Annotated in this window: 21 protein-coding genes; 14 read left to right on the top strand and 7 right to left on the bottom strand. The window is 73.3% G+C overall.

The features are described 5' to 3' along the window. Nucleotides 1-19: 19 nt before the first annotated feature. From ACO229_RS13395 to ACO229_RS13385, 3 genes are read right to left on the bottom strand one after another with little or no spacing between them, the layout of a single operon-like run. Complete coding sequence (locus ACO229_RS13395; protein WP_423465222.1) at nucleotides 20-907, bottom strand: ATP-binding cassette domain-containing protein; 888 nt, start codon at nucleotides 905-907, stop codon at nucleotides 20-22. Beyond that, nucleotides 904-1,923: a putative F420-0 ABC transporter permease subunit gene (locus tag ACO229_RS13390; RefSeq protein WP_423465221.1), complete on the bottom strand. Its 1,020-nt coding sequence runs from the start codon at nucleotides 1,921-1,923 to the stop codon at nucleotides 904-906. The genes ACO229_RS13395 and ACO229_RS13390 overlap by 4 nt, the downstream gene beginning before the upstream one ends. A 23-nt stretch (nucleotides 1,924-1,946) precedes the next feature. Beyond that, entirely contained in the window at nucleotides 1,947-2,948 is a 1,002-nt protein-coding gene (locus ACO229_RS13385; RefSeq protein WP_423465302.1) for a putative F420-0 ABC transporter substrate-binding protein, read from the bottom strand. Nucleotides 2,949-3,334: 386 nt separating this feature from the next. On the opposite strand from ACO229_RS13385, the gene ACO229_RS13380 reads away from it, so the two are divergent. The 3 genes from ACO229_RS13380 to ACO229_RS13370 all read left to right on the top strand — a co-directional run bounded on the left by ACO229_RS13380 (nucleotide 3,335) and on the right by ACO229_RS13370 (nucleotide 6,062). Further along, nucleotides 3,335-3,586: a DUF6480 family protein gene (locus tag ACO229_RS13380; RefSeq protein ID WP_397433100.1), complete on the top strand. Its 252-nt coding sequence runs from the start codon at nucleotides 3,335-3,337 to the stop codon at nucleotides 3,584-3,586. Nucleotides 3,587-3,607: 21 nt separating this feature from the next. After that, entirely contained in the window at nucleotides 3,608-4,414 is an 807-nt protein-coding gene (locus tag ACO229_RS13375) for an SDR family oxidoreductase (protein ID WP_423465220.1), read from the top strand. 76 nt (nucleotides 4,415-4,490) lie between these two features. Then, nucleotides 4,491-6,062: a molybdopterin-dependent oxidoreductase gene (locus ACO229_RS13370; protein WP_423465219.1), complete on the top strand. Its 1,572-nt coding sequence runs from the start codon at nucleotides 4,491-4,493 to the stop codon at nucleotides 6,060-6,062. A 19-nt stretch (nucleotides 6,063-6,081) separates the two neighbouring features. On the opposite strand, the gene ACO229_RS13365 is transcribed toward ACO229_RS13370, so the two are convergent. The 3 genes from ACO229_RS13365 to ACO229_RS13355 form a co-directional block, all read right to left on the bottom strand. Further along, on the bottom strand, nucleotides 6,082-6,534 hold the full coding sequence (locus tag ACO229_RS13365) for a MarR family winged helix-turn-helix transcriptional regulator (RefSeq protein WP_397416163.1): 453 nt from the start codon (nucleotides 6,532-6,534) through the stop codon (nucleotides 6,082-6,084). Nucleotides 6,535-6,624: 90 nt separating this feature from the next. After that, the gene (locus ACO229_RS13360) at nucleotides 6,625-7,272 is read right to left on the bottom strand and encodes an FMN-dependent NADH-azoreductase (RefSeq protein ID WP_423465218.1); all 648 of its coding nucleotides are present in this window, start codon (nucleotides 7,270-7,272) and stop codon (nucleotides 6,625-6,627) included. Between the two features lie 176 nt (nucleotides 7,273-7,448). After that, nucleotides 7,449-8,453 (bottom strand): hypothetical protein, encoded by a 1,005-nt coding sequence (locus tag ACO229_RS13355; protein WP_423465217.1) that lies wholly within the window; start codon nucleotides 8,451-8,453, stop codon nucleotides 7,449-7,451. A gap of 427 nt (nucleotides 8,454-8,880) precedes the next feature. Here ACO229_RS13355 and ileS point away from each other — a divergent pair, with 427 nt between their 5' ends. Then, complete coding sequence (ileS, locus tag ACO229_RS13350; RefSeq protein WP_423465216.1) at nucleotides 8,881-12,168, top strand: isoleucine--tRNA ligase; 3,288 nt, start codon at nucleotides 8,881-8,883, stop codon at nucleotides 12,166-12,168. A 69-nt stretch (nucleotides 12,169-12,237) separates the two neighbouring features. Here ileS and ACO229_RS13345 read toward each other — a convergent pair whose 3' ends face one another. Beyond that, nucleotides 12,238-13,485, bottom strand: coding sequence for a hypothetical protein (locus ACO229_RS13345; protein WP_423465215.1), 1,248 nt, complete (start codon nucleotides 13,483-13,485; stop codon nucleotides 12,238-12,240). A 206-nt stretch (nucleotides 13,486-13,691) separates the two neighbouring features. On the opposite strand from ACO229_RS13345, the gene ACO229_RS13340 reads away from it, so the two are divergent. From ACO229_RS13340 to ndk, 10 genes are all read left to right on the top strand, one after another. Further along, a complete protein-coding gene (locus tag ACO229_RS13340) occupies nucleotides 13,692-13,928 on the top strand; it encodes a FitA-like ribbon-helix-helix domain-containing protein (protein WP_397433108.1) in 237 nt (78 codons plus the stop codon). Next, complete coding sequence (locus tag ACO229_RS13335) at nucleotides 13,928-14,356, top strand: type II toxin-antitoxin system VapC family toxin (RefSeq protein WP_423465214.1); 429 nt, start codon at nucleotides 13,928-13,930, stop codon at nucleotides 14,354-14,356. Before ACO229_RS13340 ends, ACO229_RS13335 begins: the two co-directional genes overlap by 1 nt. 203 nt (nucleotides 14,357-14,559) lie before the next feature. Next, nucleotides 14,560-15,831 carry a bifunctional folylpolyglutamate synthase/dihydrofolate synthase gene (locus tag ACO229_RS13330; RefSeq protein ID WP_397433184.1) on the top strand — a complete coding sequence of 424 codons (1,272 nt, stop codon included), beginning with the start codon at nucleotides 14,560-14,562 and terminating at the stop codon, nucleotides 15,829-15,831. Between the two features lie 237 nt (nucleotides 15,832-16,068). Beyond that, nucleotides 16,069-17,064, top strand: coding sequence for a dihydroxyacetone kinase subunit DhaK (dhaK, locus tag ACO229_RS13325; protein ID WP_397433111.1), 996 nt, complete (start codon nucleotides 16,069-16,071; stop codon nucleotides 17,062-17,064). A 21-nt stretch (nucleotides 17,065-17,085) separates the two neighbouring features. Then, entirely contained in the window at nucleotides 17,086-17,775 is a 690-nt protein-coding gene (gene dhaL / locus ACO229_RS13320; protein ID WP_397416139.1) for a dihydroxyacetone kinase subunit DhaL, read from the top strand. Continuing rightward, nucleotides 17,772-18,497: an HPr family phosphocarrier protein gene (locus tag ACO229_RS13315; RefSeq protein WP_423465213.1), complete on the top strand. Its 726-nt coding sequence runs from the start codon at nucleotides 17,772-17,774 to the stop codon at nucleotides 18,495-18,497. The genes dhaL and ACO229_RS13315 overlap by 4 nt, the downstream gene beginning before the upstream one ends. Nucleotides 18,498-18,555: 58 nt before the next feature. Beyond that, nucleotides 18,556-19,248, top strand: a complete 693-nt coding sequence (locus ACO229_RS13310) for a TetR/AcrR family transcriptional regulator (RefSeq protein WP_423465212.1) — start codon at nucleotides 18,556-18,558, stop codon at nucleotides 19,246-19,248. Nucleotides 19,249-19,302: 54 nt separating this feature from the next. Next, complete coding sequence (locus ACO229_RS13305; RefSeq protein WP_423465211.1) at nucleotides 19,303-20,988, top strand: MDR family MFS transporter; 1,686 nt, start codon at nucleotides 19,303-19,305, stop codon at nucleotides 20,986-20,988. Further along, complete coding sequence (locus tag ACO229_RS13300; RefSeq protein WP_397433115.1) at nucleotides 20,985-21,425, top strand: DUF4233 domain-containing protein; 441 nt, start codon at nucleotides 20,985-20,987, stop codon at nucleotides 21,423-21,425. Before ACO229_RS13305 ends, ACO229_RS13300 begins: the two co-directional genes overlap by 4 nt. Before the next feature lie 75 nt (nucleotides 21,426-21,500). Then, nucleotides 21,501-21,974, top strand: a complete 474-nt coding sequence (gene ndk / locus ACO229_RS13295) for a nucleoside-diphosphate kinase (protein WP_423465210.1) — start codon at nucleotides 21,501-21,503, stop codon at nucleotides 21,972-21,974. Nucleotides 21,975-22,039: the final 65 nt, after the last annotated feature.

Here is a 22,039-nt window from a genome sequence, read left to right as displayed (position 1 = left end):
GTTCAGGAGCGGCGATCCGTCAGCCCGAGCCGGACCCGGTCCCCGGCCGTCGCTCGAAGGACAGCACGGGACGGCCCGTCCGCGGATGGGTCAGCACGTCGACCCGCACCCCGTAGACGGGTTCCAGCACCGCCGGCACCAGCACCTCGCCGACCGGCCCCGCCGCCACGACCCGGCCGCGTGCCAGCAGCACCACGTGGTCGCAGGTCGCTGCCGCGAGGTTGAGGTCGTGCAGGGCGGTCACGACGGTCACGCCGTCCGCCGCGAGGTCGCGCAGCACCCGCATGGCGTCGAGCTGTGCGGCGATGTCCAGGTGGTTGGTCGGTTCGTCGAGCAGCAGCAGCCGCGGCTGCTGGGCCAGCGCCCGGGCCATGTGCACGCGCTGGCGCTCGCCGCCCGACAGCGTGGCGATCTCCCGGCCGGCCAGGCCCTCGGCCCCGGCCGTGGCCAGGGCGGCACGTGCGGCGGCGCGGTCGGCGTCGGAGTCGCCGGCGAGCAGGGCGCGGTGCGGGATGCGGCCCAGCAGCACGGCGTCCAGCACCGACAGGGGCAGGTCGGTGGTGGCGTCCTGTTCCACGAGGGCGAGCACGCGGGCGCGCTCGCGCCGGGAGAGCGCGGCCAGGTCCGTGCCGCCGAACGTCGCGGGCACAGCGTCCGACGGCGCCCCGCCCGACGGCGCCCCGCTCCGTCCCGCCTGCTGCACCCCGGCCACGACCCGCAGCAGCGTCGACTTGCCGGACCCGTTGGGGCCCAGCAGCCCCGTGACGGCGCCGGGCGGGGCCAGGACGCCCACGTCGTCCAGGATCAGCCGGCCGTCGATCTGCCAGGTGACGGCGGCGGCCGCGAGGCCCGCGCCGGTCGCCTCCTGCGTCGCCGGCCGGGGGTCCACCGAGGGTCCCGCGCTCATCGCCGGGCTCCCTTCCAGAGCAGGAACGCGAAGACGGGGGCACCGATCGCCGCGGTGACGATGCCGACCGGCAGCTCCCGGGGCTCGAACACGGTGCGGGCCAGCGTGTCCGCCCAGACCAGGAACGAGGCCCCGGCCAGCGCCGACAGGGGCAGCAGCAGGCGGTGCCGCGCGCCGGTCAGCAGCCGCACCGCGTGCGGAAGGATCAGCCCGACGAACCCGATGGACCCGCTCTGCGACACGAGCGCGCCCGTCAGCAGGGCGACGCCGACCAGCAGCACCCAGCGCGTCCGCTGCACGGACACCCCCAGGGCAGCCGCGGCCGTGTCCCCGAACGTGAACGCGTCGAGCACCGAGCCGCTCAGCGCGAGCGGCACGCCGACCAGGAGCACGGCGCCGCCCGCGACGGCCACCGACGTCCACGTCGCCGACGCGACGGAGCCCATCAGCCACGACAGCACCTCCCGGAAGGCGTCGCCCGTGGCCGACCAGAAGATCACGAACGAGACCGCCGCCGCGCAGAGCTGGCTGATCGCGAGCCCCGCGAGCACCGTGCGGGTGGGCGTGATCGTCCCGAGCGCACCGGCCAGCGTCAGCGCGAGGGCCAGAGCGCCGACCGCGCCGGCGAACGCCGCCACCGGCAGCAGGAGCGGCACGCCCACGAGCAGCACCAGCACGGCGCCGAGCGACGCGCCCGACGACAGGCCCAGCAGGTACGGGTCGGCGAGCGGGTTGCGGGTGAGCGACTGCATCACGGCGCCGCACAGCGCGAGGCCCGCGCCCACGGCCGCCGCCGTGAGGATCCGCGGCATGCGCAGCTGCCACACCATGCCGTCGCGCAGCGCGGTGAGCGGCTCCAGGCCGAGCGGTCCGCCCAGCCCGAGGTGGCCGGCCACCGACCGCCACACCTCGGACAGCGCCAGGTCCGCGGGACCGATCGTGACCGCCACGCCCACGCTCAGCACGAGCACCACGGCCGCGCCGGGCAGGGCGAGCCCGGCTCTGCCCGGGCCCACCCTGCCCGCAGTACCGCGTGCGCTCACCGGTCGAGGTCCGCCAGCTGGTCCACCACCGAGGCCACGGCGTCGACGTTGCGCACGCCCGCCTCGGTCGCCGGGAACGGCACCACCACGTACCGCTCCTCCTTGACCGCCGTCATCTCCCGCGTAGCCGGGTTCGACTCCAGGGCCTCGATCTTCGCGTCCGCGGGGTTCCAGGCGGCGTCCACCAGCACGACGACGTCGGGGTCCGCCTCCACGATGCTCTCCCAGCCCAGGGAGGTCCAGGTGTCGTGGACGTCGGCCGCGACGTTCGTGAGCCCCGCGGCCTCCATGATCATCTGCGGGGCGCCGATGCCCGCCCCCACGTACGGGGTGTCGTCACCCGAGGACCACCACAGGGCCGTCAGCCCCCGGTCGTCCGGCTCGATCGCGTCCAGCGCCGCGCGCTGCTCCTCGACCAGGGCCGCGGCGGCCTCCTCGGCGTCGAACAGGGTGCCCACCTCCGCGATCTCGTCGAAGACCGTGTCGAACGTCAGCGGGTCCGGCATGTAGCCCTCCGCCTTGCAGGCGGCGGGGGAGACGTACGTGGCGACGCCGAGACCCGCGAGCGTCGTGCGGTCGCCCGCCGTCTCGGCCGTGAGGTTGGACTCCCAGCCCGCGTAGACCAGGTCCGGCTCCAGGGCCAGCGTCGCCTCGGAACCCGGCGCCTCGTCCGCGAACGGCTCCTCGACGGCGGGCACTGTCTCCAGGGAGTCCGGCACGGGCCCGTCGAGGAACGCCGACCCGACGATCCGGTCGCCCAGCCCCAGGGCCAGCAGCATCTCCGTCGTCGACGACTTGATCGTCACCACGCGCTCCGGTGGCGCCTCGACGGTGGTCTCGAACCCGCAGTTGTCGAGGGTCACGGGAAAGGCGCCCGACGCTGACGCCGCGGCGTCGGGCTCGTCGGCGGCCGTGGCCGAGCAGGCGGCCAGGGCGAGAGCCGCGGCCGCGGTCACGGCGGGCAGGACGTACCGCCGGCGCGAGCGGACGGCGGACAGGGCGCGGCGGGTACCGTCCGCGCCGCTGGGCAGGGACGGACGGTCAGGTCGGACACGGTGGGGGTGCACGGATGGCTCCAGGGGTCGGCGAACGGCCCACGACCGCAGGACCGTGGGCGAGCAGCGACGCGCCATCTCGCGTCCGGGGTGGGAAGCGGCTCACAGCGAGAGCCGCGTCGGCGGGCCAGAAGAGGGCCCGCGACCCGCCGCCACGATACACCGGGGGAGGGATACGGCCGGTGCGGTTTTCGCTGTGGGCGTCGGGTGCCGGGTGCCGGCCCCGCGGGGGCGGCGTCGCCGTCCGCCCGGCCGCGGCGCCGTCCGCGAGCGACCGGACCACGCCCGTGCCTACGGTGGGCTCGAACCCCGACGGCACGGAGGTCCCCATGACGAACGAGCCGGAGAACCAGCCCGCGCACAACCCCGACCCGGAGCCGGACGGCCGCACCATGCCCACCAGCGGCAACCTGCAGCCCGGCGAGACCCCGCCCGAGTCCGACCAGGTGAGCGCACCGCAGGGCCACGAGGAGCACGGCCCGCCCGCCTGGGTGCCCCGCGCCTGGATCGTCGCCATCCTGGTCGTGGCGGGACTGGTGGTCGCCCTCTTCGCGGGCTACGCCGCCGGGCTGCTCCGCTGAGCCGGCGGCTACAGTGCGGCCATGAGCGACAGCACCGCCCCCGAGACCGCCACCCCCGAGACCACCCCGACCCGCCGCGCCCTGGTGACCGGGGCGTCGTCGGGCATCGGCGCCGCGACCGTGCGCCGCCTGCGCGCCGACGGCTGGACCGTCGTGGCCGCCGCCCGCCGCGCGGACCGGTTGGAGGTACTCGCCGCGGAGACGGGCTGCGAGGTCTACGCCGTCGACCTGACCGACGGCGACGCCGTGGCCGCGCTCGCCGGCCAGCTCGGCGCCACCGGCGGCCTCGACGCCGTGGTCAACAACGCCGGCGGGGCCTTCGGCCTGGACCGCGTCGAGGACGCCGACATCGACGGCTGGCGCCGCATGTACGAGATCAACGTGCTCGGCACGCTCCGCGTCACCCAGGCCGTGCTGCCCCTGCTGCGGGCCGCGGGCGCGGCCAAGGGCGTGGCCGACGTCGTGAACGTGACCTCCACCGCCGCCCAGGGCGCCTACGAGGGCGGCGCCGGCTACACCGGCGCCAAGCACGCCGAGCACATGCTGTCCCAGACGCTGCGCTGGGAGACCGCGGGCGAACCCCTGCGCGTCATCGAGATCGCGCCGGGCGCCGTCGCCACGGAGGAGTTCTCGCTGGTGCGCTTCGGCGGGGACGCCGAGAAGGCCGCCGCCGTCTACGAGGGCTACACGCCCCTGGTCGCCGACGACGTCGCCGACACCATCGCCTGGACCCTGTCCCGCCCGCACCACGTCAACATCGACCTCGTGACGATCCGCCCCCGGGCCCAGGCCCACAACTCGAAGATCGTCCGCGGCACGGGCGTCTGACGGGCGGGCCTTACGGAGTCGTGACGGTCCGCCCTCGTCCCCGCGCAAGCGTGGATCGGCGTGCCAGGCTGGGCACATGACCCAGGCAACCGACACCCCGGCGACCTCGCGGACCGACCGTTCGCCGCACGACGGGTGGTGGGCGGCCCTCGCCGGCGTCGTCGCCGGGGGCGCGGGGCTGGCCGTCGCGGAGCTCGTGGCTGCGCTCGTCGCGCCCGGCTCCAGCACGCTGTTCGCGGGCGGCGCCGCCGTGGTCGATGCCGTGCCCGGCTGGCTCAAGGACCTCGCGGTGCAGTGGTTCGGCACCGCCGACAAGGCGGTGCTGCTCGGCACGATGGGAGTGGTGCTCGCCGCCGGCGCGGCGCTCGCGGGCTGGGCCGAGCTGCGCCGTCCGCCCCTGGGGTCCCAGCTCATCGGCGGCGTGGGCGTCATCGGCGCGATCGTCGCGGTGCTGCGCCCGGAGGCGACGCCGCTGTGGGCGCTGCCCAGCCTGATCGGGATCGGCGGCGCCGTGCTCGCGCTGCGCGCGGCCGTGGCACGCCTGCGGCCGGAGCCGGACCTGCGGTCCCCGGGGGCCGGCGTGCTGGACCGGCGCGGTTTCCTCGCCGCCACCGGGATCGCCGCGGGCGTCGCGGTGCTGGCGCTGGCGGGCTCGCGGGCGCTGTCGGCGGGGTCGGCCGCGGTGAGCGTGGTGCGGGACAAGATCCGGCTGCCGGCCGCGCGCCGGGCGGCCGCCCCGGTCCCTGCGGGCGCCGACCTGGAGCTCGACGGCCTGACCCCCTACGTCACCCCGAACCCGGACTTCTACCGGATCGACACGGCCCTGCGGGTGCCGCAGCTCGACCCGGCGGACTGGTCCCTGGAGGTGCGCGGCATGGTGGAGGAGCCGTTCACGATCACGTGGGACGAGCTGCTCGCGCTGCCGCTGGAGGAGCACCACGTGACGCTCGCCTGCGTCAGCAACACCGTGGGCGGCGACCTGATCGGCAACGCCCTGTGGCTGGGCTACCCGGTCCGCGCCCTGCTGGAGCGGGCCAGGCCGCGCGCCGGTGCCGACATGGTGCTCTCCCGGAGCGACGACGGGTTCACCGCCGGCACCCCGCTCGAGGTGCTGCTGGACCCGGACCGGGACAGCCTCCTCGCGATCGGCATGAACGGCGAGCCGCTGCCGGTGGAGCACGGCTTCCCGGCGCGGCTGGTGGTGCCGGGCCTGTACGGCTACGTCTCGGCCACCAAGTGGGTGACGTCGCTGGAGGTCACCACCTTCGAGGCCGACCAGGGCTACTGGACGCCGCGCGGCTGGTCCGCGCTGGGGCCGGTCAAGGTGCAGTCCCGCATCGACGTGCCGCGGGGTTCCGCGGCACCGGGCGCCGTCACCGTGGCCGGGGTCGCATGGGCGCAGCACACCGGCATCGGCGCGGTCGAGGTCAGGGCCGACGACGGCGAGTGGGTCACGGCCGAGCTCGCCGAGACCGTGGGGCCCGACACCTGGCGCCAGTGGCACGCCTCGCTCGACCTCGCCGAGGGCGACCACACGCTGACGGTCCGGGCCACGGACGCCGACGGCCTGGTCCAGACCGAGGCCGAGGCCCCGCCCGCGCCCGACGGCGCCACGGGCTGGCACACGGTGCAGGTCTCGGTGGGCTGACGCCGCCCGCCGGCAGCCCTTAGCAGAAGGGGGCGGACGCCGACGACGTGGCCGCGACGAGCAGCTCGTGGAGCTGTTCGCGCTGCGGACGGTCCAGCGCGGCGAAGACCTCGTCCTCCACGACCGACAGCGCGAGCTCCGCCTGACAGAGCAGCGCCACGCCGTCGTCGGTCAGGGACACGACGTGCCGGCGCCTGTCCTGGGCCGAGCGGCGCCGCTCGGCCAGGCCGCGCCGCTCCAGCTCGTTGAGCAGGCCCACGACGTTGGTGCTGTCGAGCACGAGGGCCGCCGCGAGGTCCTGCTGGGTGATCTCGCCCCGCTCCCGCAGCACGGTCAGAGCGACGAGGTGCCGGGTGCGCAGACCGAGCGGGGTGAGCGCGGACTCGGACCGGCGGCGCAGGTGCCGCGCCAGGTAGTCGATCAGCGCGCCGGACCGGTTCAGGGACTGCTCCATGACCTGCTGCTCGTCCACGGCATCTCCCTCGTCGTCGCGCCCCCGCGCCACCACTCTACGGCGGTGCGGGGGCGTGACGTGCGCAATTATGCGGCGAGCGTCGCCGGATCAGGCCGTGGTGGCGGCCGGTGCCCAGAGGCTGTCGATCTCGGCCTCGGCCTGCCGGCGGCTCTCCTCGGCGAGCGGCACCAGGCCGGACATCGCGGGGGTCGACGCCGCCAGCGTGAGCTCCGCGGTGATGAACCGCGGCTCGATCCCCACCAGCGACAGGCCGTGCGGCAGCCAGGCGGAGGCGTGGTCCCAGCCGTGCCGCGGGGTGCCCTCGGCGTACCCGCCGCCGCGCGAGACCACCACGACGAAGTTGCAGCGGCCCAGCAGCCCCTCCCGGGTCTCGGGGTCGAAGCCCAGACCCGGCGCGACGAGGTGGTCCAGCCACGCCTTGACGGTGCTCGGCGGTCCGAAGTTGTAGATGGGCAGCCCGAGCAGCACGGTGTCCGCAGCCGCGATCTCGCCCGTGAGCTGCTCCATGCGGGACCAGGAGCGGGCCTGGTCCGGCGTGTGCTGGTCCTGGGGCACGCCGCGGCTGGTGTTGGCCGCCGCGTCGAAGTGGGGTACCGGGTCGGCAGCGAGGTCACGGTACGTGACCGTCCCGTCCGGGTGCGCAGCGCGCCAGGCGTCGGCAGCACGGGCGCTCAGCTGCCTGCTGACGGAGCTGTCACCCTGGATGCTCGCGTCGATGTGCAGCAGTGTTGCCATGGTGGAGGTCCTCCTGGAGATCGGTCGATCGGCCGATGCGGCCTCCAGCATCAATGATTTGCACAGAACCAACTATTTCCGATCAGCATGTGATCTGGCTCACTCGGCTCGTCGACGGGGCATGCGACCATGCGGTTGCTGCCAGGAACGGGCCGGTCCTGGCAGCAACCGCATGGTCACCGCCTTCGTGCTGTGGGTCGTCGTCTCGTCGGGCGGGGTGGCAACTCCTGGTCGGGCCGCCAGCCCTCGCGGTCGAGGATGCGGGCCACGTCGCCGGCGAAGTCGCCGCCCGTGACCTGACCCGGGAAGAACCGCATGACCAGGTTCCGCCCCTCGCCCACCAGATCGTTCTGGCGGAGCGCATCCCGGCGTACCTGACGCTCGGCCCCGTGGAACGCCTGGGAGTCGATCTCGACGACGAGCCACCTGTCGCCACCGAGGTGCCAGGCTAGGTCGGCTCGGCCGAGAAAGCGGCCCCTGACGTCGAAGAAGTCGCGCTGGACGTCGTCGGGGGCCAACCCTGCGTCCTCGGCCCGCAGCCGGGCGTGGCTCTCGGGAGGGGACTCGGCGCGCCCGTCGGCCCGGTCCAGCCACGGGATGCCCCGCGCCGAACCCCTCCGGCGCAAGAGATCACGTCGGATGGTCCGCAGGTCCCCCGGCGTGATCAGGCCCTGATGGAGTGCGCTGTCCAGGCATGCGACCGCCTCGTCGCGGCTGAGCGTGGGCAGTGCGTGCACCAGCGCCCGGCGTACGGTGACGACCGTCCTGCCCTCGATCTCGACGGTCTCTTGTTCGGTGGCGTACTGCCGGAAGGCGATCCCGTCCCTGGCCTTGCGTGCGGTGCCTCGGGGGAGTGCCGCCTCCGGGACGATCCGGCGAGGGAGCCCCGCGACGCCGTGCAGAGCCAGCGCGCAGCACCCGACGGCGATCGCCCGCGGGTTGGCGAGCAGGGCCGTCCATGCGGCTCGCCGCCGTTCGATGTCGTAGGCGTGCAGCCCCTCGGGTGTCGCGCCCGTGTCGAGCACGCAGCGGGTCACGTGTCGCCACCCGCCTCGCGCGACCAGGTTGCGCCTCCGGGACGGCCCGACTCCGGCCGCGTCGCACTGCTGGGAGGACAGCAGCCCGCACTGCTGCCGTGCGAGGTGCAGGAGGCTGGTCGGGACTGGTTCCTTGGCGGGCACACCACGATTAGATCGAAGGGCGCTGCGTGACGTCCGTCGTCATCCACAGGACACCATGCGGTTGCTGCCAGGAACGGGCCGGTCCTGGCAGCAACCGCATGGTCGTCGGAGCTGGCGTCGGAGCCGGCGCCGCCGCGGCCGGCGGTGTGCGGCGGCCCGCCCCGGTTGCCCGGTCCCGCTACGATAGGTCCACAGGCATCGACCCGGCTATCACCGGTGAGCCTCCGGAAGAACAGGTGCCCAGCGGGCCGCCTCAGTAGAACCGGACGGGTAGGCCCGTCACAGCCGTCAACGAGCGGTCGCGTGCGCAAGCGGGCGGCAAGCGGGGTGGTACCGCGGCGCACCCAGGTGCGGCGTCCTCGCAGCAGAGCACCACCGAAGTCCACCTGCTGCCGAACCGCTGAACCCGCCAGGAGCCAGAAGAACCATGGCCTATCCGCTGCACCGTCCCAGCGACGCCGAGGGCGCCGTCCCCGCGTCCCCCAGCCTGCCCGACCTCGAGCGCGACGTCCTCGCCTACTGGGAGAAGGACGACACCTTCCGTGCGTCCGTCGAGGCCCGTCCGGCCGGCGAGAACGGCAGCAACGAGTTCGTCTTCTACGACGGCCCGCCGTTCGCCAACGGCCTGCCGCACTACGGCCACCTGCTGACCGGGTACGCGAAGGACGTGGTGCCGCGCTACCGGACCATGAAGGGCCAGCGCGTCGAGCGCCGCTTCGGCTGGGACACCCACGGCCTGCCGGCGGAGCTGGAGGCGATGAGCCAGCTCGGCATCAAGACCAAGGAAGAGATCGTCGAGCTGGGCATCGACAAGTTCAACGCCGCGTGCCGGTCCAGCGTGCTCAAGTACACCGACGAGTGGCGCACCTACGTGACGCGCCAGGCCCGCTGGGTGGACTTCGAGGGCGACTACAAGACGCTGGACCCGACCTTCATGGAGAGCGTGGTCTGGGCCTTCAAGTCGCTGTTCGACAAGGGCCTGATCTACGAGGGCTTCCGCGTGCTGCCCTACTGCTGGAACGACCAGACCCCCCTGAGCAACCACGAGCTGCGCATGGACGACGACGTCTACCAGCAGCGTCAGGACCCGGCGGTGACGGTCGGCTTCCGGATCACCGAGGTGCCCGACGGCGCCGACGTGCTCCGCGCCGGCGACCACCTGCTCATCTGGACGACGACGCCGTGGACCCTGCCCTCCAACCTGCTGGTCATGGTGGGCCCCGACGTCGACTACGTGATCGTCGAGTCGTCCTTCACGGGCACCCCCCAGCGCTACGTGCTGGCCGAGGCGCGCGTGGCGGCGTACGCCCGCGAGCTGACGGACGAGGGCAACGAGGAGCCGACCGTCGTCGGGCGCCTGACGGGGAGCGACCTGCTGGGCGCGGCCTACGAGCCGCCGTTCGACTACTTCGAGGGGCACCCGGGTGCGCACCGCGTGGTCGAGGCCGACTTCGTCACCACGACCGACGGCACCGGCCTGGTGCACAACGCCGGCGCGTTCGGTGAGGAGGACAAGCAGGTCACCGACCGCGAGGGCGTGGACCCGGTGATCCCGGTGGGCGCCGACGGCCGCTTCACCTTTCCGGTCGAGGAGTACGTGGGCCTGCAGGTCTTCGACGCGAACGTGCCGATCATGGACCACCTCAAGGCCCGCACGCGCGGTCCGGCCGACGGCGAGGCGGGGCGGACGACGTCGGGCACCGTGCTGCTGCGCCGCGAGCAGTACGCGCACTCCTACCCGCACTGCTGGCGCTGCCGCAACCCGCTGATCTACATGGGCGTGTCCTCGTGGTTCGTCGAGGTGACGAAGTTCAAGGACCGCATGGGCGAGCTCAACCAGGAGATCACCTGGGTGCCGGAGCACATCAAGGACGGCCAGTTCGGCAAGTGGCTGGAGAACGCCCGCGACTGGTCCATCACGCGCAACCGGTTCTGGGGCTCGCCCGTGCCGGTCTGGAAGTCGGACGACCCGCAGTACCCGCGCGTCGACGTGTACGGCTCGTTCGCGGAGCTGGAGCGCGACTTCGGGCGGCTGCCCCTCGACCACGAGGGCAAGCCGAACCTGCACCGGCCGTTCGTCGACGACCTGACCCGGCCCAACCCGGACGACCCGACCGGGAAGTCCACGATGCGCCGTGTCGAGGACGTGCTGGACGTGTGGTTCGACTCCGGCTCGATGCCCTACGGCCAGGTGCACTACCCGTTCGAGAACAGCGACTGGTTCGAGCACCACTTCCCGGGCGACTTCATCGTGGAGTACATCGGGCAGACGCGCGGCTGGTTCTACATGATGCACGTGCTGTCCACGGCGCTGTTCGACCGGCCCGCGTTCAAGACGGCGGTCTCGCACGGCATCGTGCTGGGCTCCGACGGCCGCAAGATGAGCAAGTCGCTGAAGAACTACCCGGACGTCAACGAGGTCTTCGACCGTGACGGGTCCGACGCGATGCGCTGGTTCCTCATGGCCTCGCCGATCCTGCGCGGCGGCAACCTCATCGTCACGGAGGACGGCATCCGTGACGCCGTCCGCCAGGTGCTGCTGCCGCTGTGGAGCACCTACTACTTCTTCACGCTGTACGCCAACGCCGCGAACGACGGCGCGGGCTACTCCGCGCAGCCGCTCACGCCCGAGCGGGTGTCCGGGCTGCCCGTCATGGACCGCTACCTGCTGGCCCGCACGCGCGGCCTGCTGGCCGACGTGACCGAGCAGCTCGACGTCTACGACATCGCCGGTGCCTGCGACTCGGTGCGCCAGTACCTGGACGCGCTGACCAACTGGTACGTGCGCACGCAGCGCGACCGTTTCTGGGCCGAGGACGCCGACGCGTTCGACACCCTGCACACCGCGCTGGAGACGCTCACCCGGGTCATGGCGCCGCTCGCGCCGCTGCTCACGGAGGAGGTCTGGCGGGGCCTGACGGGCGGCCGCTCGGTGCACCTGACCGACTGGCCGTCGCTCGACTCGGCCGAGGGCTCCGTGCTCGTGGCCGACGACGCGCTCGTCGCCGCCGTCGAGTCCGCGCGGGCCGTGGTGTCGCAGACGCTGGCCCTGCGCAAGGCGAACAAGCTGCGCGTGCGGCAGCCGCTGCGGTCACTCGTCGTGGCGGTCGCGGACCCGGACGGCGTCGCGCCGTTCACCGGCCTGCTGGAGACCGAGCTGAACGTCAAGGAGGTGCGCCTGGTGGAGTTCTCGCCCGAGGTGGCGGCATCCTTCGGCGTCACCGAACGGCTCGCGGTCAACGCACGTGCCGCCGGTCCGCGCCTCGGGCGCGGCGTGCAGGCCGTGATCAAGGGCGCGAAGGCGGGCGACTGGTCCGTGGCCCCCTCGGGTGCCGTGGTGGTCACGACGGCGGACGGCGACGTCGAGCTGCTCGCGAGCGAGTACGAGCTGACCACCGTGGTGGCCGGTGACGCGGACTCGGCGGACGTCGCGGCCGCGGTGCTCACCGGCGGCGGTTTCGTGGTGCTCGACCTGGCGCTCGACGACGCGCTGCGTGCCGAGGGGTACGCCCGCGACGTCGTCCGCGACGTGCAGGACGCCCGCAAGGCCGCCGGCCTGCAGGTGGCCGACCGGATCGCGCTGGACCTGACGGTCCCGGCCGAGTGGGTGGCGGCCGTGGAGCAGCACCGCGAGCTGGTGACGCGGGAGACGCTGGCGACGGCGCTCACGGTCACGGCTGGCGCCGAGCGCGCGGTGTCGGTGGCCAAGGCCTGAGAGCCTGAGGACGGAGGGGCGAGGCCGGTGCCGCCGGCCTCGCCCCTCCCGTCGTGTCCGCGCCCTGGATCAGGTGTCGATGCGAGCGTCCCAGTGCTCCAGGATGTCGACCATCGGGATGCCGTAGACGTACGAGAAGCACTGCGTCGGCAGGGACGTGCGGCCGCAGCTGCGGCGGTTCGAGCCGCCGTCGATCATCCCGCGGGCGTAGGCCTCACCGCCGATGACGATGTACATGGGCCCGCCGCTGTCGCCCCCGCCGACCGTGACGCCGCCGTCCTCCCGGCTCGCGCGGAACCCGTGGCACGTCTCGTCGCCGCAGGTCCAGGCGATGTCGGTGGCCTGGATGGTGGCGCAGTGCTCCCCGGTGACCGCACCCGAGCTGCAGATGTTCTGCCCGACGGCGGGCCGCTGCACCTTCGTCACCGGGAACGAGTAGCTCTTGTCCCCGGGAGCCGCGTCCCACGGGCCGCCGAACACGGCCGCGGCCGTCTTGGGGCCGCCGACCGGGTCGATGAGCTGCGCGTCGAGGTGCAGCGCGCGGTCGGTGACCGTACCGAGGCGCTGGCCCGTGCCGTCGCGCACGACGTCGCCGACCCGCTCGTTGCAGTGCGCCGCGGTGACCAGGCGGTGCCCCTCGGGCGTGACGATGGAGAAGCCGGTCGAGCAGTAGTCGGTCCCGTCCGCGGTCGCGATCGCGCCACCCGCGTGCCACGGAGCCTGGTCGTCACGGCGGCTCCCGGCAGTGGACTGGACGCCGCCGTCGACCAGGGTGGCCCGCACGGGTACGCCGGCCGCGCGCTCCAGGTGCTCGGTCAGGTCGGGCCGGGTCGCGACGGCGGAGTCCCGGCTGACCTCGGCCACCAGCCCCGCGTAGTCGGCGGCGGGGAGCACGGCGAGCACGGCGTCCGGCCCGTGCGCCGCGCGCTGACCGTCGAGCAGCCGCGTGCTCGCGGCACGCAGCTCGGCCTCGCTGAACACGGTGCGCCGCACCTCGACGTTCACCGGGGCCTGCTGCAGGAGTCTGCTGACCTGGGCCGGGGCGTGACCCTTCCACGAGACGGTCACCGTGGCGGCGTCGTAGTCGACGGCCACCCCGGCGTAGCCGGGCACCCCGGCGAGCGCCGTGGCGGTGGCGGCGGTGCGGTCGACGGCGGCCTCGCGGGCGTCGGTGGCCCGCGCGTGGGTGCCGGCGGTGTCGTCCGCCGGGAGCGTCCGGGCAGTCCCGGCCGCCTCCACCGGGCCGACGACGCCGCCGCGCACCGGTGTGCCGGTCATGGCCGCCGCCGGGGCGGCAAGGACCGCTGCCAGTGCCATGGCCCCGACGATCATCGTCCGCCGGACAGAGCTGTGTCGTCTCATCGTCGTCCCCCCGAACCGACTCGAGCAGCGCCGACCCGGCGTTGCGGGTGTCATCGTTCTTCACGGGGTGAAAAGCCGCAACATGTCGTTGTGGTGGACGTGCCGGAGTCCGGGCAGCGCTCTTGACTGGCGCGATATCATCACCTTGATATCGTCTGGAGGTGGCACTCGTGGAACAGATCCTCATCCGCAATCTCCCGGTCGGCACCAAGGCCGTCCTGAGCGAACGTGCGGCTCGGCATCACCGGTCGATGGAGGCGGAGGCCCGCGCCATCATGGAAGAAGCCCTCGTGGGCGAACCGGCGAGCATCGTGGACTACCTCGCCATGCCCGACAGCGACGACATCGACTTCGAGCCTGGCCACCTGGGGCTGACGGCCCGCAGCGCCGAGCTCTGATGTACGTCCTCGACACCAATGTGGTCTCGGCGCTGCGCCGCCCGGACCGTGAACCCGCCGTTGCCGACTGGGCGCGTGCCGTGCCGCTCGTCGACCAGTACGTCACGGCGCTGACCATCGCGGAGATCGAACGCGGGGTCGTCCGCAAGGAGCAGGCCGACCCCGTCCAGGGCGCGGTGCTGCGGCGGTGGCTCGCGGAGCACGTCCTGCCCGGATTCGCAGACCGCGTCCTCCCGTTCGACCTGTCCGCGGCGCGGATCCTCGCTCGCTACCCCGTCCCCGAGCACGCCCCGTACGACGACGCCCTGATCGCGGCGGTCGCCGAGGCCCACGGGATGACCGTGGTCACCCGCAACCTCCGCCACTTCGCCCCCCTCGGTGTGCGGGTGCTCTGCCCGTGGGAACAACAGCCGGGGCGTACGGGCTGACGCCGGGCCCCGGGCGGCCTGCCGCTCCCGAGCCCGGAGGAACCTATCCTCTGAGAGTGGACGACACCCAGAAGAACTCGCGGAAGAACCGCCGCGGCACCAGCCGCGGCGCCGAGAACGCGGACCCCGCCATCCAAGAGGCGCTGAACACGGTCTACAAGGAGATCCTGTCCCGGCAGCCCGAGCACGACATCGACCCCACCATGGCCCGAGTGCAGCGCGTCCTCGAGCTCCTCGGCGACCCCCACCGCGCCTACCGCACCGTCCACATCACCGGCACCAACGGCAAGTCCTCGACGGCTCGCATGGTCGAGCGCCTCGTGCGGGAGCACGGCCTGCGCACCGGACGGTTCACCTCTCCGCACCTGACCAGCGTCACCGAGCGCATCTCCGTCGACGGCGAGCCCCTCAGTCAGGAACGGTTCGTCGAGGTGTTCGAGGACGTCGCGCCCTACATCGGCGTCGTCGACCGCGAGTCGCAGGAGCAGGGCGGGCCCCGTCTCAGCTTCTTCGAGGTGCTCACCGTCATGGCGTTCGCCGCGTTCGCGGACGCGCCCGTCGACGTCGCCGTCGTCGAGGTCGGCATGGGCGGCACGTGGGACTCCACCAACGTGGTGGACGGCGAGGTCGCCGTCATCACGCCCGTCGCCCTGGACCACGAGCGCTGGCTCGGCTCCACCGTCGAGGAGATCGCCACCGAGAAGGCCGGCATCATCAAGGACGGCGCGACCGCCGTCATCGCCGAGCAGACCGACGCCGCGCTCGGCCCCATCCTCGAGCGCGCCGAGAAGGTGGGCGCCCACCTGGTCCGTGAGGGCATCGACCTCGAGGTCGTGGACCGGCGCATCGCCGTCGGCGGGCAGCTCGTCGACCTGCGCACGCCCGCCGGCGTGTACACGGAGATCTTCGTGCCGCTGCACGGCGCCCACCAGGCGCACAACGCGCTCCTGGCGCTCGCGGCCACCGAGGCCCTGATCACCGGCGGGCGCGCCCTGGGGGCGGAGATCGTCGAGGCGGGCTTCGCGGACGTCGAGGTGCCCGGCCGCCTGGAGCTCGTGCGGACCAGCCCGACGGTGCTGGTCGACGTCGCGCACAACCCCGCTGGCGCCGAGGCCCTGGTGGACGCGCTGGAGGAGTCGTTCAACCTGGAGCGCGTCGTCGCCGTCGTCGCGGTCATGGCGGACAAGGACGCCGAGGGTCTCCTGTCCGTCCTGGAGCCGGCCGTCGCGGAGATCGTGGTTACGCGGAACTCGTCGGAACGGTCCGCCGACCCGGAGGACCTGGCCGAGGTGGCGCGCGAGGTCTTCGGCGAGGAGCGCGTGCACGTGGCGGCGCGGCTGGACGAGGCGCTGCAGGTGGCGACGGACCTCGCCGAGGCGGACAACACGAGCAGCACCGGGCTGGGCTCCGGCGTGCTCGTCACCGGCTCCGTGGTGACCGTGGCCGACACGCGGATCCTGGTCGGCCGCGGCTGACCGCGCCGTTCGCCGCGGCCGACCGGGCCGTCCGCCGCGCCTGACCGGGCCGTCCGCCGCGCCCGACCGGGCCGTCCGCCACGGCCCTGTCGGACGGACAGGTCACCCGGGTGACCTGTCCGTCCGGCACCCGGTGTCCTGTACGACCCGGGCCGGTGTGGTGTTACATGAGAACCATGGGACGCGTCCGCCGGCCCGGCGCCGTCGCCGGGTCGCGCAGCCCACGAGGAGGTCGCCGTGAAGAAGCTGCTGAACGATCCTGCTGACGCCGTCGCCGACTCCCTGGCCGGCTTCGCGCTCGCGCATGCCGACCTGGTCCAGGTGAGCACGTCACCCGTGTTCGTCAGCCGTGCCGGGGGCGCGGTGACCGGCAAGGTGGGCCTGGTCAGCGGTGGGGGCTCGGGGCACGAGCCCCTGCACGCGGGGTTCGTGGGCGCCGGCATGCTCGACGCCGCCGTGCCGGGCGCCGTGTTCACCTCGCCGACGCCCGACCAGATCCTGCCCGCGATCCAGGCCGCGGACGGCGGCGCCGGGGTGCTCACGATCGTCAAGAACTACACGGGCGACGTGCTCAACTTCGAGACCGCCGTGGAGCTCGCCGAGGCGGAGGACGTCGAGGTGGCCTCGGTGCTGGTCAACGACGACGTCGCCGTCGAGGACTCCCTGTACACCGCCGGCCGCCGCGGCGTGGCCGGCACGCTCGCCGTCGAGAAGATCGCGGGGGCGGCCGCCGACCGGGGCGCCGACCTGGCGACCGTGAAGGCCGTCGCCGAGCGCGTCGTGGCGAACGTGCGCTCCATGGGCGTGGCCCTGGCCGCGCCCGTCGTGCCGCACGTGGGTCGGCCCAGCTTCGACCTGGGGGACGACGAGATCGAGGTGGGCATCGGCATCCACGGCGAGCCGGGACGGCACCGGGTGCCCGCGGCGAGCGCCGACGAGGTCACCGAGATGCTCCTCACGCCCGTGGCCGACGACCTGGGCCTGACGGGCGGCGAGCGAGTGTTGCTGTTCGTCAACGGTATGGGCGGCACCCCGCTCTCGGAGCTGTACGTGGTCTATGGTCGAGCGCGGCGCCTTCTCGAGGAGCGCGGCGTGACGGTCGCCCGGTCGCTCGTGGGCAACTACGTGACGTCGCTCGAGATGCAGGGGGCGTCGGTCACGGTGCTCCGGCTGGACGACGAGCTGGAGGCTCTCTGGGACGCGCCGGTGAACACTGCGGCACTTCGGTGGTGAGACAGGAAAGGGCTGGCGGACATGGCGTTGGACGCGGACTGGGCGGAGCGATGGGTCCGCCGCACGGCGGATGCCGTGGCGGACGCGAAGGACGAGCTCACCGAGCTCGACCGGCAGATCGGCGACGGCGACCACGGCGAGAACATGCACCGCGGCTTCCAGGCGGTGGTGGCGCGTCTGGACGACGCCGCGGCCGACCAGGGCGCCGGTGACGAGCGGACGGTCGGCGACGTGCTCAAGCTCGTGGCGACCACGCTGATGTCCACCGTGGGCGGTGCGTCAGGCCCGCTGTACGGGACGGCGTACCTGCGCGCGGCGAAGGTGTCGGGCCGGCCGCGGATCGACCCGCCCGTGGTCGTCGCGGTGCTGGAGGCCGCGCTGGAGGGCGTGACCTCGCGCGGCAAGGCGACGGTGGGGGAGAAGACGATGGTGGACGCGTGGCACGCGGCCGTCGAGGCGGCCGAGGCCGCGGCGGGCGGCGGCGGTTCCGAGGTGGACGTGCTGCGGGCGGCGGCGGAGGCCGCCGACTCGGCGGCGACCGGCACCATCCCCATGATCGCGACCAAGGGCCGTGCCTCCTACCTGGGTGAGCGCAGCGCGGGGCACGAGGACCCCGGTGCCCGGTCCACCGCGCTGGTGCTGGGCGCCGCGATGGCCGCGGCCCTGTCCGCCCCGGATGCCGCGCCCGCCGACCCCCACGACGTCGCATGACGGCGCGCGTGGCCCTGCTGCTCGTCTCCCACTCCGCGGACCTGGCCCGCGGCGCCGCGGAGCTCGCCGGGCAGATGGCGCCCGACGTGCTGGTGCGTGGCGTGGGCGGCGGCCCCGACGGCGGCCTGGGCACCTCGCTCGACGCGGTGCAGAAGGCGCTGGCGGAGATCCTGACGGCCCTGGACGACGCCGCGGCGCCGGGCGGGGGCGGCGTCGTCGTGCTCGGGGACCTCGGGTCGTCGGTGCTCACGGTGGAGGCGGCCCTGGAGCTGGACGACGCCCTGGCCGAGCACGTGGTGCTGGCGCGGGCCCCGTTCGTGGAGGGCGCGGTCGCGGCAGCGGTGACGGCGCACGGCGGTGCGGACCGGGCCGCCGTGCTGGAGTCGGCCACCGCGTCGGCGTCGATGTTCGCTGCGATCGAGGCGGCGCAGGCGCCGCAGCCGGCCGGTGCGCCGGACGCGGAGAGCGCCACGTCGCGCACCGTGACGGTGCGCAACCCGCTGGGCCTGCACGCGCGGCCGGCGGCGCTCGTGTCGCGCAAGGTGGCCGAGCTCGGTGCGGCCGTGACCATCGACGGCGTGGACGCCTCCAGCGTGCTGCAGCTCATGGCGCTCGGCGCCACGCAGGGGCGCGAGCTGTGGGTGGAGGCCACGGGGGAGCGCGCTGCCGAGGCGGTAGCCACGGTGGTCGAGATGATCGACGGAGGCTTCGGCGAGGTGTGACGCCCGTCTCATCTTTTTGCAGTTGATGAATTTTTGCGCGGGGTGCAAGAATTGAGGCATGGTTTCCACCTCCTCGCGCGAGTCCGTCGCGCCCGCGGACACGTCAGGCCCCGGCCTGCGCGAGCTCGCCGGGGCGCTCGAGGGGTCGCCGGCCGAACAGGGGCTGCGTGAGCGCAAGAAGCGCGCGCGCCGCCTGGCCCTGATCGACGCCGCGCAGCAGCTCGTCGCGGAGCACGGCTTCGACGCGGTCACCGTCGAGATGATCAGCGCCGAGGCAGGCGTCTCGCCCCGCACCTTCTTCAACTACTTCGAGTCGAAGGACGACGCCGTGATCGGCGCGGAGGACGCCGGGCTGCCGGAGGCCGTCGTCCGGACGTTCGTGGAAGGCGGTCCCACGGGACGCCTGCTGTCCGACCTGGAGGCACTGGTCGCCGCCCTGCTCGCCACGGCCGACGAGGCCCACGACCGGGTGAAGCGGGCCATGGACCTGATGCAGCACGAGCCGCGTCTCCTGCGCCGCCACGTGGTCTGGATGGACCGGCACAAGAACCAGCTCGTCGAGCTCTTCGAGGCCCGGCGGGCGCACACCCCGTTCAGCACCGACACCGAGCTGCTGACGATGCTCGTCCTGCTCCTCCTGCGCACCTCGCTCGTCGCCTGGGAGCACGCCGGCTACACCGGCAGCCCGGCCGACCACCTGCCCGGCACCGTCGCGCAGCTCGTCGACGTCGTCGCACGCGACCTCGACTGAACCTCCTCCTCGTCCCGCACCTCGCACGACCTGATCCCCAGAAAGGCGTCACCCATGAGCCACGCCGTCGCCACGGCGCCGGACAAGCCGCTGGTCGTCCTCAACCAGCGCACGATCTGGCTGATCTTCGGGGCCCTGATGGCCTCCATGTTCCTGTCCTCCCTGGACCAGACCATCGTCGGCACCGCGATGCCCACCATCGTGGGCGAGCTGAACGGCGTGGAGCACCAGGGCTGGGTCATCACCGCCTACATCCTGGCGATCGCGATCGCCATGCCGCTCTACGGGAAGTTCGGTGACCTCTACGGGCGGCGCTGGCCGTTCCTCGTGGCGGTCGGCCTGTTCGTGGTCGCCTCGCTCGGCGGCGGCATGGCGCAGTCGTTCGAGGCCCTCGTGGCCTGGCGCGCCGTGCAGGGCCTCGGCGGCGGTGGCCTGATGATCCTGTCGCAGGCGATCATCGCCGACATCATCCCGGCGTCCGACCGCGGCAAGTACATGGGCCCGATGGGCGCCCTGTTCGGCATCTCCGCCGTCGCCGGCCCGCTGCTCGGCGGCTGGCTCACGGACGGTCCCGGCTGGCGCTGGACCTTCTGGATCAACGTGCCGATCGGCATCGCCGCCTGGTTCATCGCCTACTTCGCGCTCAAGCTGCCCTCGCACCGCTCGGGCCGGCCCACCGACTGGGGCGGCATCCTCACCATGGCGCTCGGCACCACCGGCATCGTGCTGCTGACGAGCTGGGAGTCGCTCGGCCACGACGGCTACGACTGGTCCGACCCGACGCTGCTGGGCGTGCTGCTGGGCACCGCCGTCATGGTCGGCCTGTTCATCCTCATCGAGAACCGGGTGGCGGAGCCGCTCATCCCGCTGCGGCTGTTCAAGAACCGCACCTTCACCATCACCACGCTCATCGGCCTGGTGCTCGGCATGGGCATGTTCTCCGCCATGGCGATGCTGCCGACGTTCCTGCAGATGTCCGCCGGCGCCGGCGTCACGGAGTCCGGCCTGCTGATGCTCCCGATGATGGCCGGCGTGATGCTGACCTCGATCGTCTCCGGCTTCGCGATCTCCAAGACGGGCCGCTACAAGATGTACCCCGTGGTCGGCCTCGCCGTCACGATCCTCGGCATGATCTGGCTGACCCGTCTCGAGGGTGGCATGTCGCTGTGGCTCTTCGGCGCGATGATCTTCGTGCTCGGCGCCGGCATGGGTCTGATCATGCAGACCATCGTGCTCGCGGTGCAGAACTCGGTGGACCCGCACGAGCTGGGCACGGCGACGTCGTCGAACAACTTCTTCCGCGAGATCGGTGCCGCCGTCGGTACGGCGGCGTTCACCACGGTGTTCACCTCGCGCCTGGCGGACAACCTGGGTGAGGTCTTCGCGGGGCTGCCCGAGGGGGCGGTGCCCGCGGGTGGTGGGTCCAGCCTGACCCCGCAGATCGTGGAGCAGCTCCCCGAGCCCCTGCGCAGCGGCGTCGTCGACGCGTTCGCCGACTCGCTCGCCCCGGCGTTCTGGTACCTGGTGCCGCTGGTCGTCGTGGGCCTGGTGCTCGCGCTGTTCCTCAAGGAGGTCAAGCTCTCCAACGAGGCCGGGATGGTCGCTCGCGGCGAGGCGGTCGTGGAGGGTGCGGGCACGCCCGCGGCGGCCCCTGTGCCGGACGCCGACGCCGTCCCCGCCGCCGAGCCCGGGACGGACCCGGTCCCCGGTCGCAAGGAGACGGATATCCTGGACCGGTGAGCAAGGACCGACCCGCCCCCGGCGACCGCATCAGGCCCAAGAAGTCCGCACTGGTGCAGTTCACGTCCACCACGCTGCTGCTCGAGGTGTTCCTCGTGCTGTTCGCGACGCTCGCGGTGTGGGGCCTGCGCGACTCGGACTTCGGGCGCGGGCCCCTGCGTATCGAGTCGAGCGCGGTGATCTGGGTGCTGGGCGGCGTCCTGGTCCTGGTGCTGCTCGTGCTGTCCCGGGCCCAGGGCACGCCGGCCGGCCGGGCGGCAGGGACGGTCGCCCAGGTGCCCGTGCTCGCCATGGGCCTGCTGGTGCCGATGATGTTCCTCGTCGGCGGCATCTTCGTGGTGCTGTGGGTCTACGCGCTGCGCCTGGGCGCGCGCGTGGACCGCGAACGGGCGGAGTACGACGCCGCCCACCCGGAGACGGCGCCGAACGCCTCCTGAGGCGCAGGTGCGGACGCTCGGGTCACCCCGGTGACCTGAGCGTCCGCACCTCTGGAGCCCGATAAGGTGGGCGTCATGACCGACGTCGCAGAGAAGACCCTGCCCACGGAGGCCTCGACGCAGCCCGTGGCCGAGCGCACCCTCGTCCTCGTCAAGCCGGACGGCGTGCGCCGTGGCCTGTCGGGGGAGATCCTGCGCCGCATCGAGGCCAAGGGCTACACGCTGCGCGCCGTGCAGCTCAAGGACGCCACCGCCGAGCTGCTGGCCGCGCACTACGCCGAGCACGAGGGCAAGCCGTTCTACGGCCCCCTGGTCGAGTTCATGATGTCGGGCCCGGTCCTGGCCGTCGTGGCCGAGGGCGAGGGCGTGATCCCGGGCTTCCGTTCCCTGGCCGGCGCCACCAACCCGACCGACGCCCTCCCCGGCACGATCCGCGGCGACCTGGGCCGCGACTGGGGCACGAAGGTGCAGCAGAACCTGGTGCACGGTTCGGACTCGGCCGAGTCCGCCGCCCGCGAGATCGCCCTCTGGTTCCCCGAGCTGGGCTGAGGCCCCGCAGGACGGCGCGGCCGCTGACCTGTCGGACCGTAGGAGCAGAGCGTCCGTCCGGGACG

Origin of the sequence: Promicromonospora sp. MS192 (genome assembly GCF_049532985.1) — a bacterium.
Lineage (GTDB): Bacteria > Actinomycetota > Actinomycetes > Actinomycetales > Cellulomonadaceae > Promicromonospora.
This window is presented reverse-complemented; position numbering and strand designations above follow the sequence as displayed.

Bases quoted from the DNA above. Each gene is read 5' to 3' on its own strand.
- ACO229_RS13370 (WP_423465219.1), top strand. From the start codon at position 4,491: ATGACCCAGGCAACCGACACCCCGGCGACCTCGCGGACCGACCGTTCG.
- ACO229_RS13375 (WP_423465220.1), top strand. From the start codon at position 3,608: ATGAGCGACAGCACCGCCCCCGAGACCGCCACCCCCGAGACCACCCCG.
- dhaL (WP_397416139.1), top strand. From the start codon at position 17,086: ATGGCGTTGGACGCGGACTGGGCGGAGCGATGGGTCCGCCGCACGGCG.
- ACO229_RS13305 (WP_423465211.1), top strand. From the start codon at position 19,303: ATGAGCCACGCCGTCGCCACGGCGCCGGACAAGCCGCTGGTCGTCCTC.
- ACO229_RS13345 (WP_423465215.1), bottom strand. From the start codon at position 13,485: ATGGCACTGGCAGCGGTCCTTGCCGCCCCGGCGGCGGCCATGACCGGC.
- ACO229_RS13330 (WP_397433184.1), top strand. From the start codon at position 14,560: ATGGCCCGAGTGCAGCGCGTCCTCGAGCTCCTCGGCGACCCCCACCGC.
- ACO229_RS13360 (WP_423465218.1), bottom strand. From the start codon at position 7,272: ATGGCAACACTGCTGCACATCGACGCGAGCATCCAGGGTGACAGCTCC.
- ACO229_RS13335 (WP_423465214.1), top strand. From the start codon at position 13,928: ATGTACGTCCTCGACACCAATGTGGTCTCGGCGCTGCGCCGCCCGGAC.
- ACO229_RS13395 (WP_423465222.1), bottom strand. From the start codon at position 907: ATGAGCGCGGGACCCTCGGTGGACCCCCGGCCGGCGACGCAGGAGGCG.
- ileS (WP_423465216.1), top strand. From the start codon at position 8,881: ATGGCCTATCCGCTGCACCGTCCCAGCGACGCCGAGGGCGCCGTCCCC.
- ACO229_RS13310 (WP_423465212.1), top strand. From the start codon at position 18,556: ATGGTTTCCACCTCCTCGCGCGAGTCCGTCGCGCCCGCGGACACGTCA.
- ACO229_RS13380 (WP_397433100.1), top strand. From the start codon at position 3,335: ATGACGAACGAGCCGGAGAACCAGCCCGCGCACAACCCCGACCCGGAG.
- ACO229_RS13315 (WP_423465213.1), top strand. From the start codon at position 17,772: ATGACGGCGCGCGTGGCCCTGCTGCTCGTCTCCCACTCCGCGGACCTG.
- ndk (WP_423465210.1), top strand. From the start codon at position 21,501: ATGACCGACGTCGCAGAGAAGACCCTGCCCACGGAGGCCTCGACGCAG.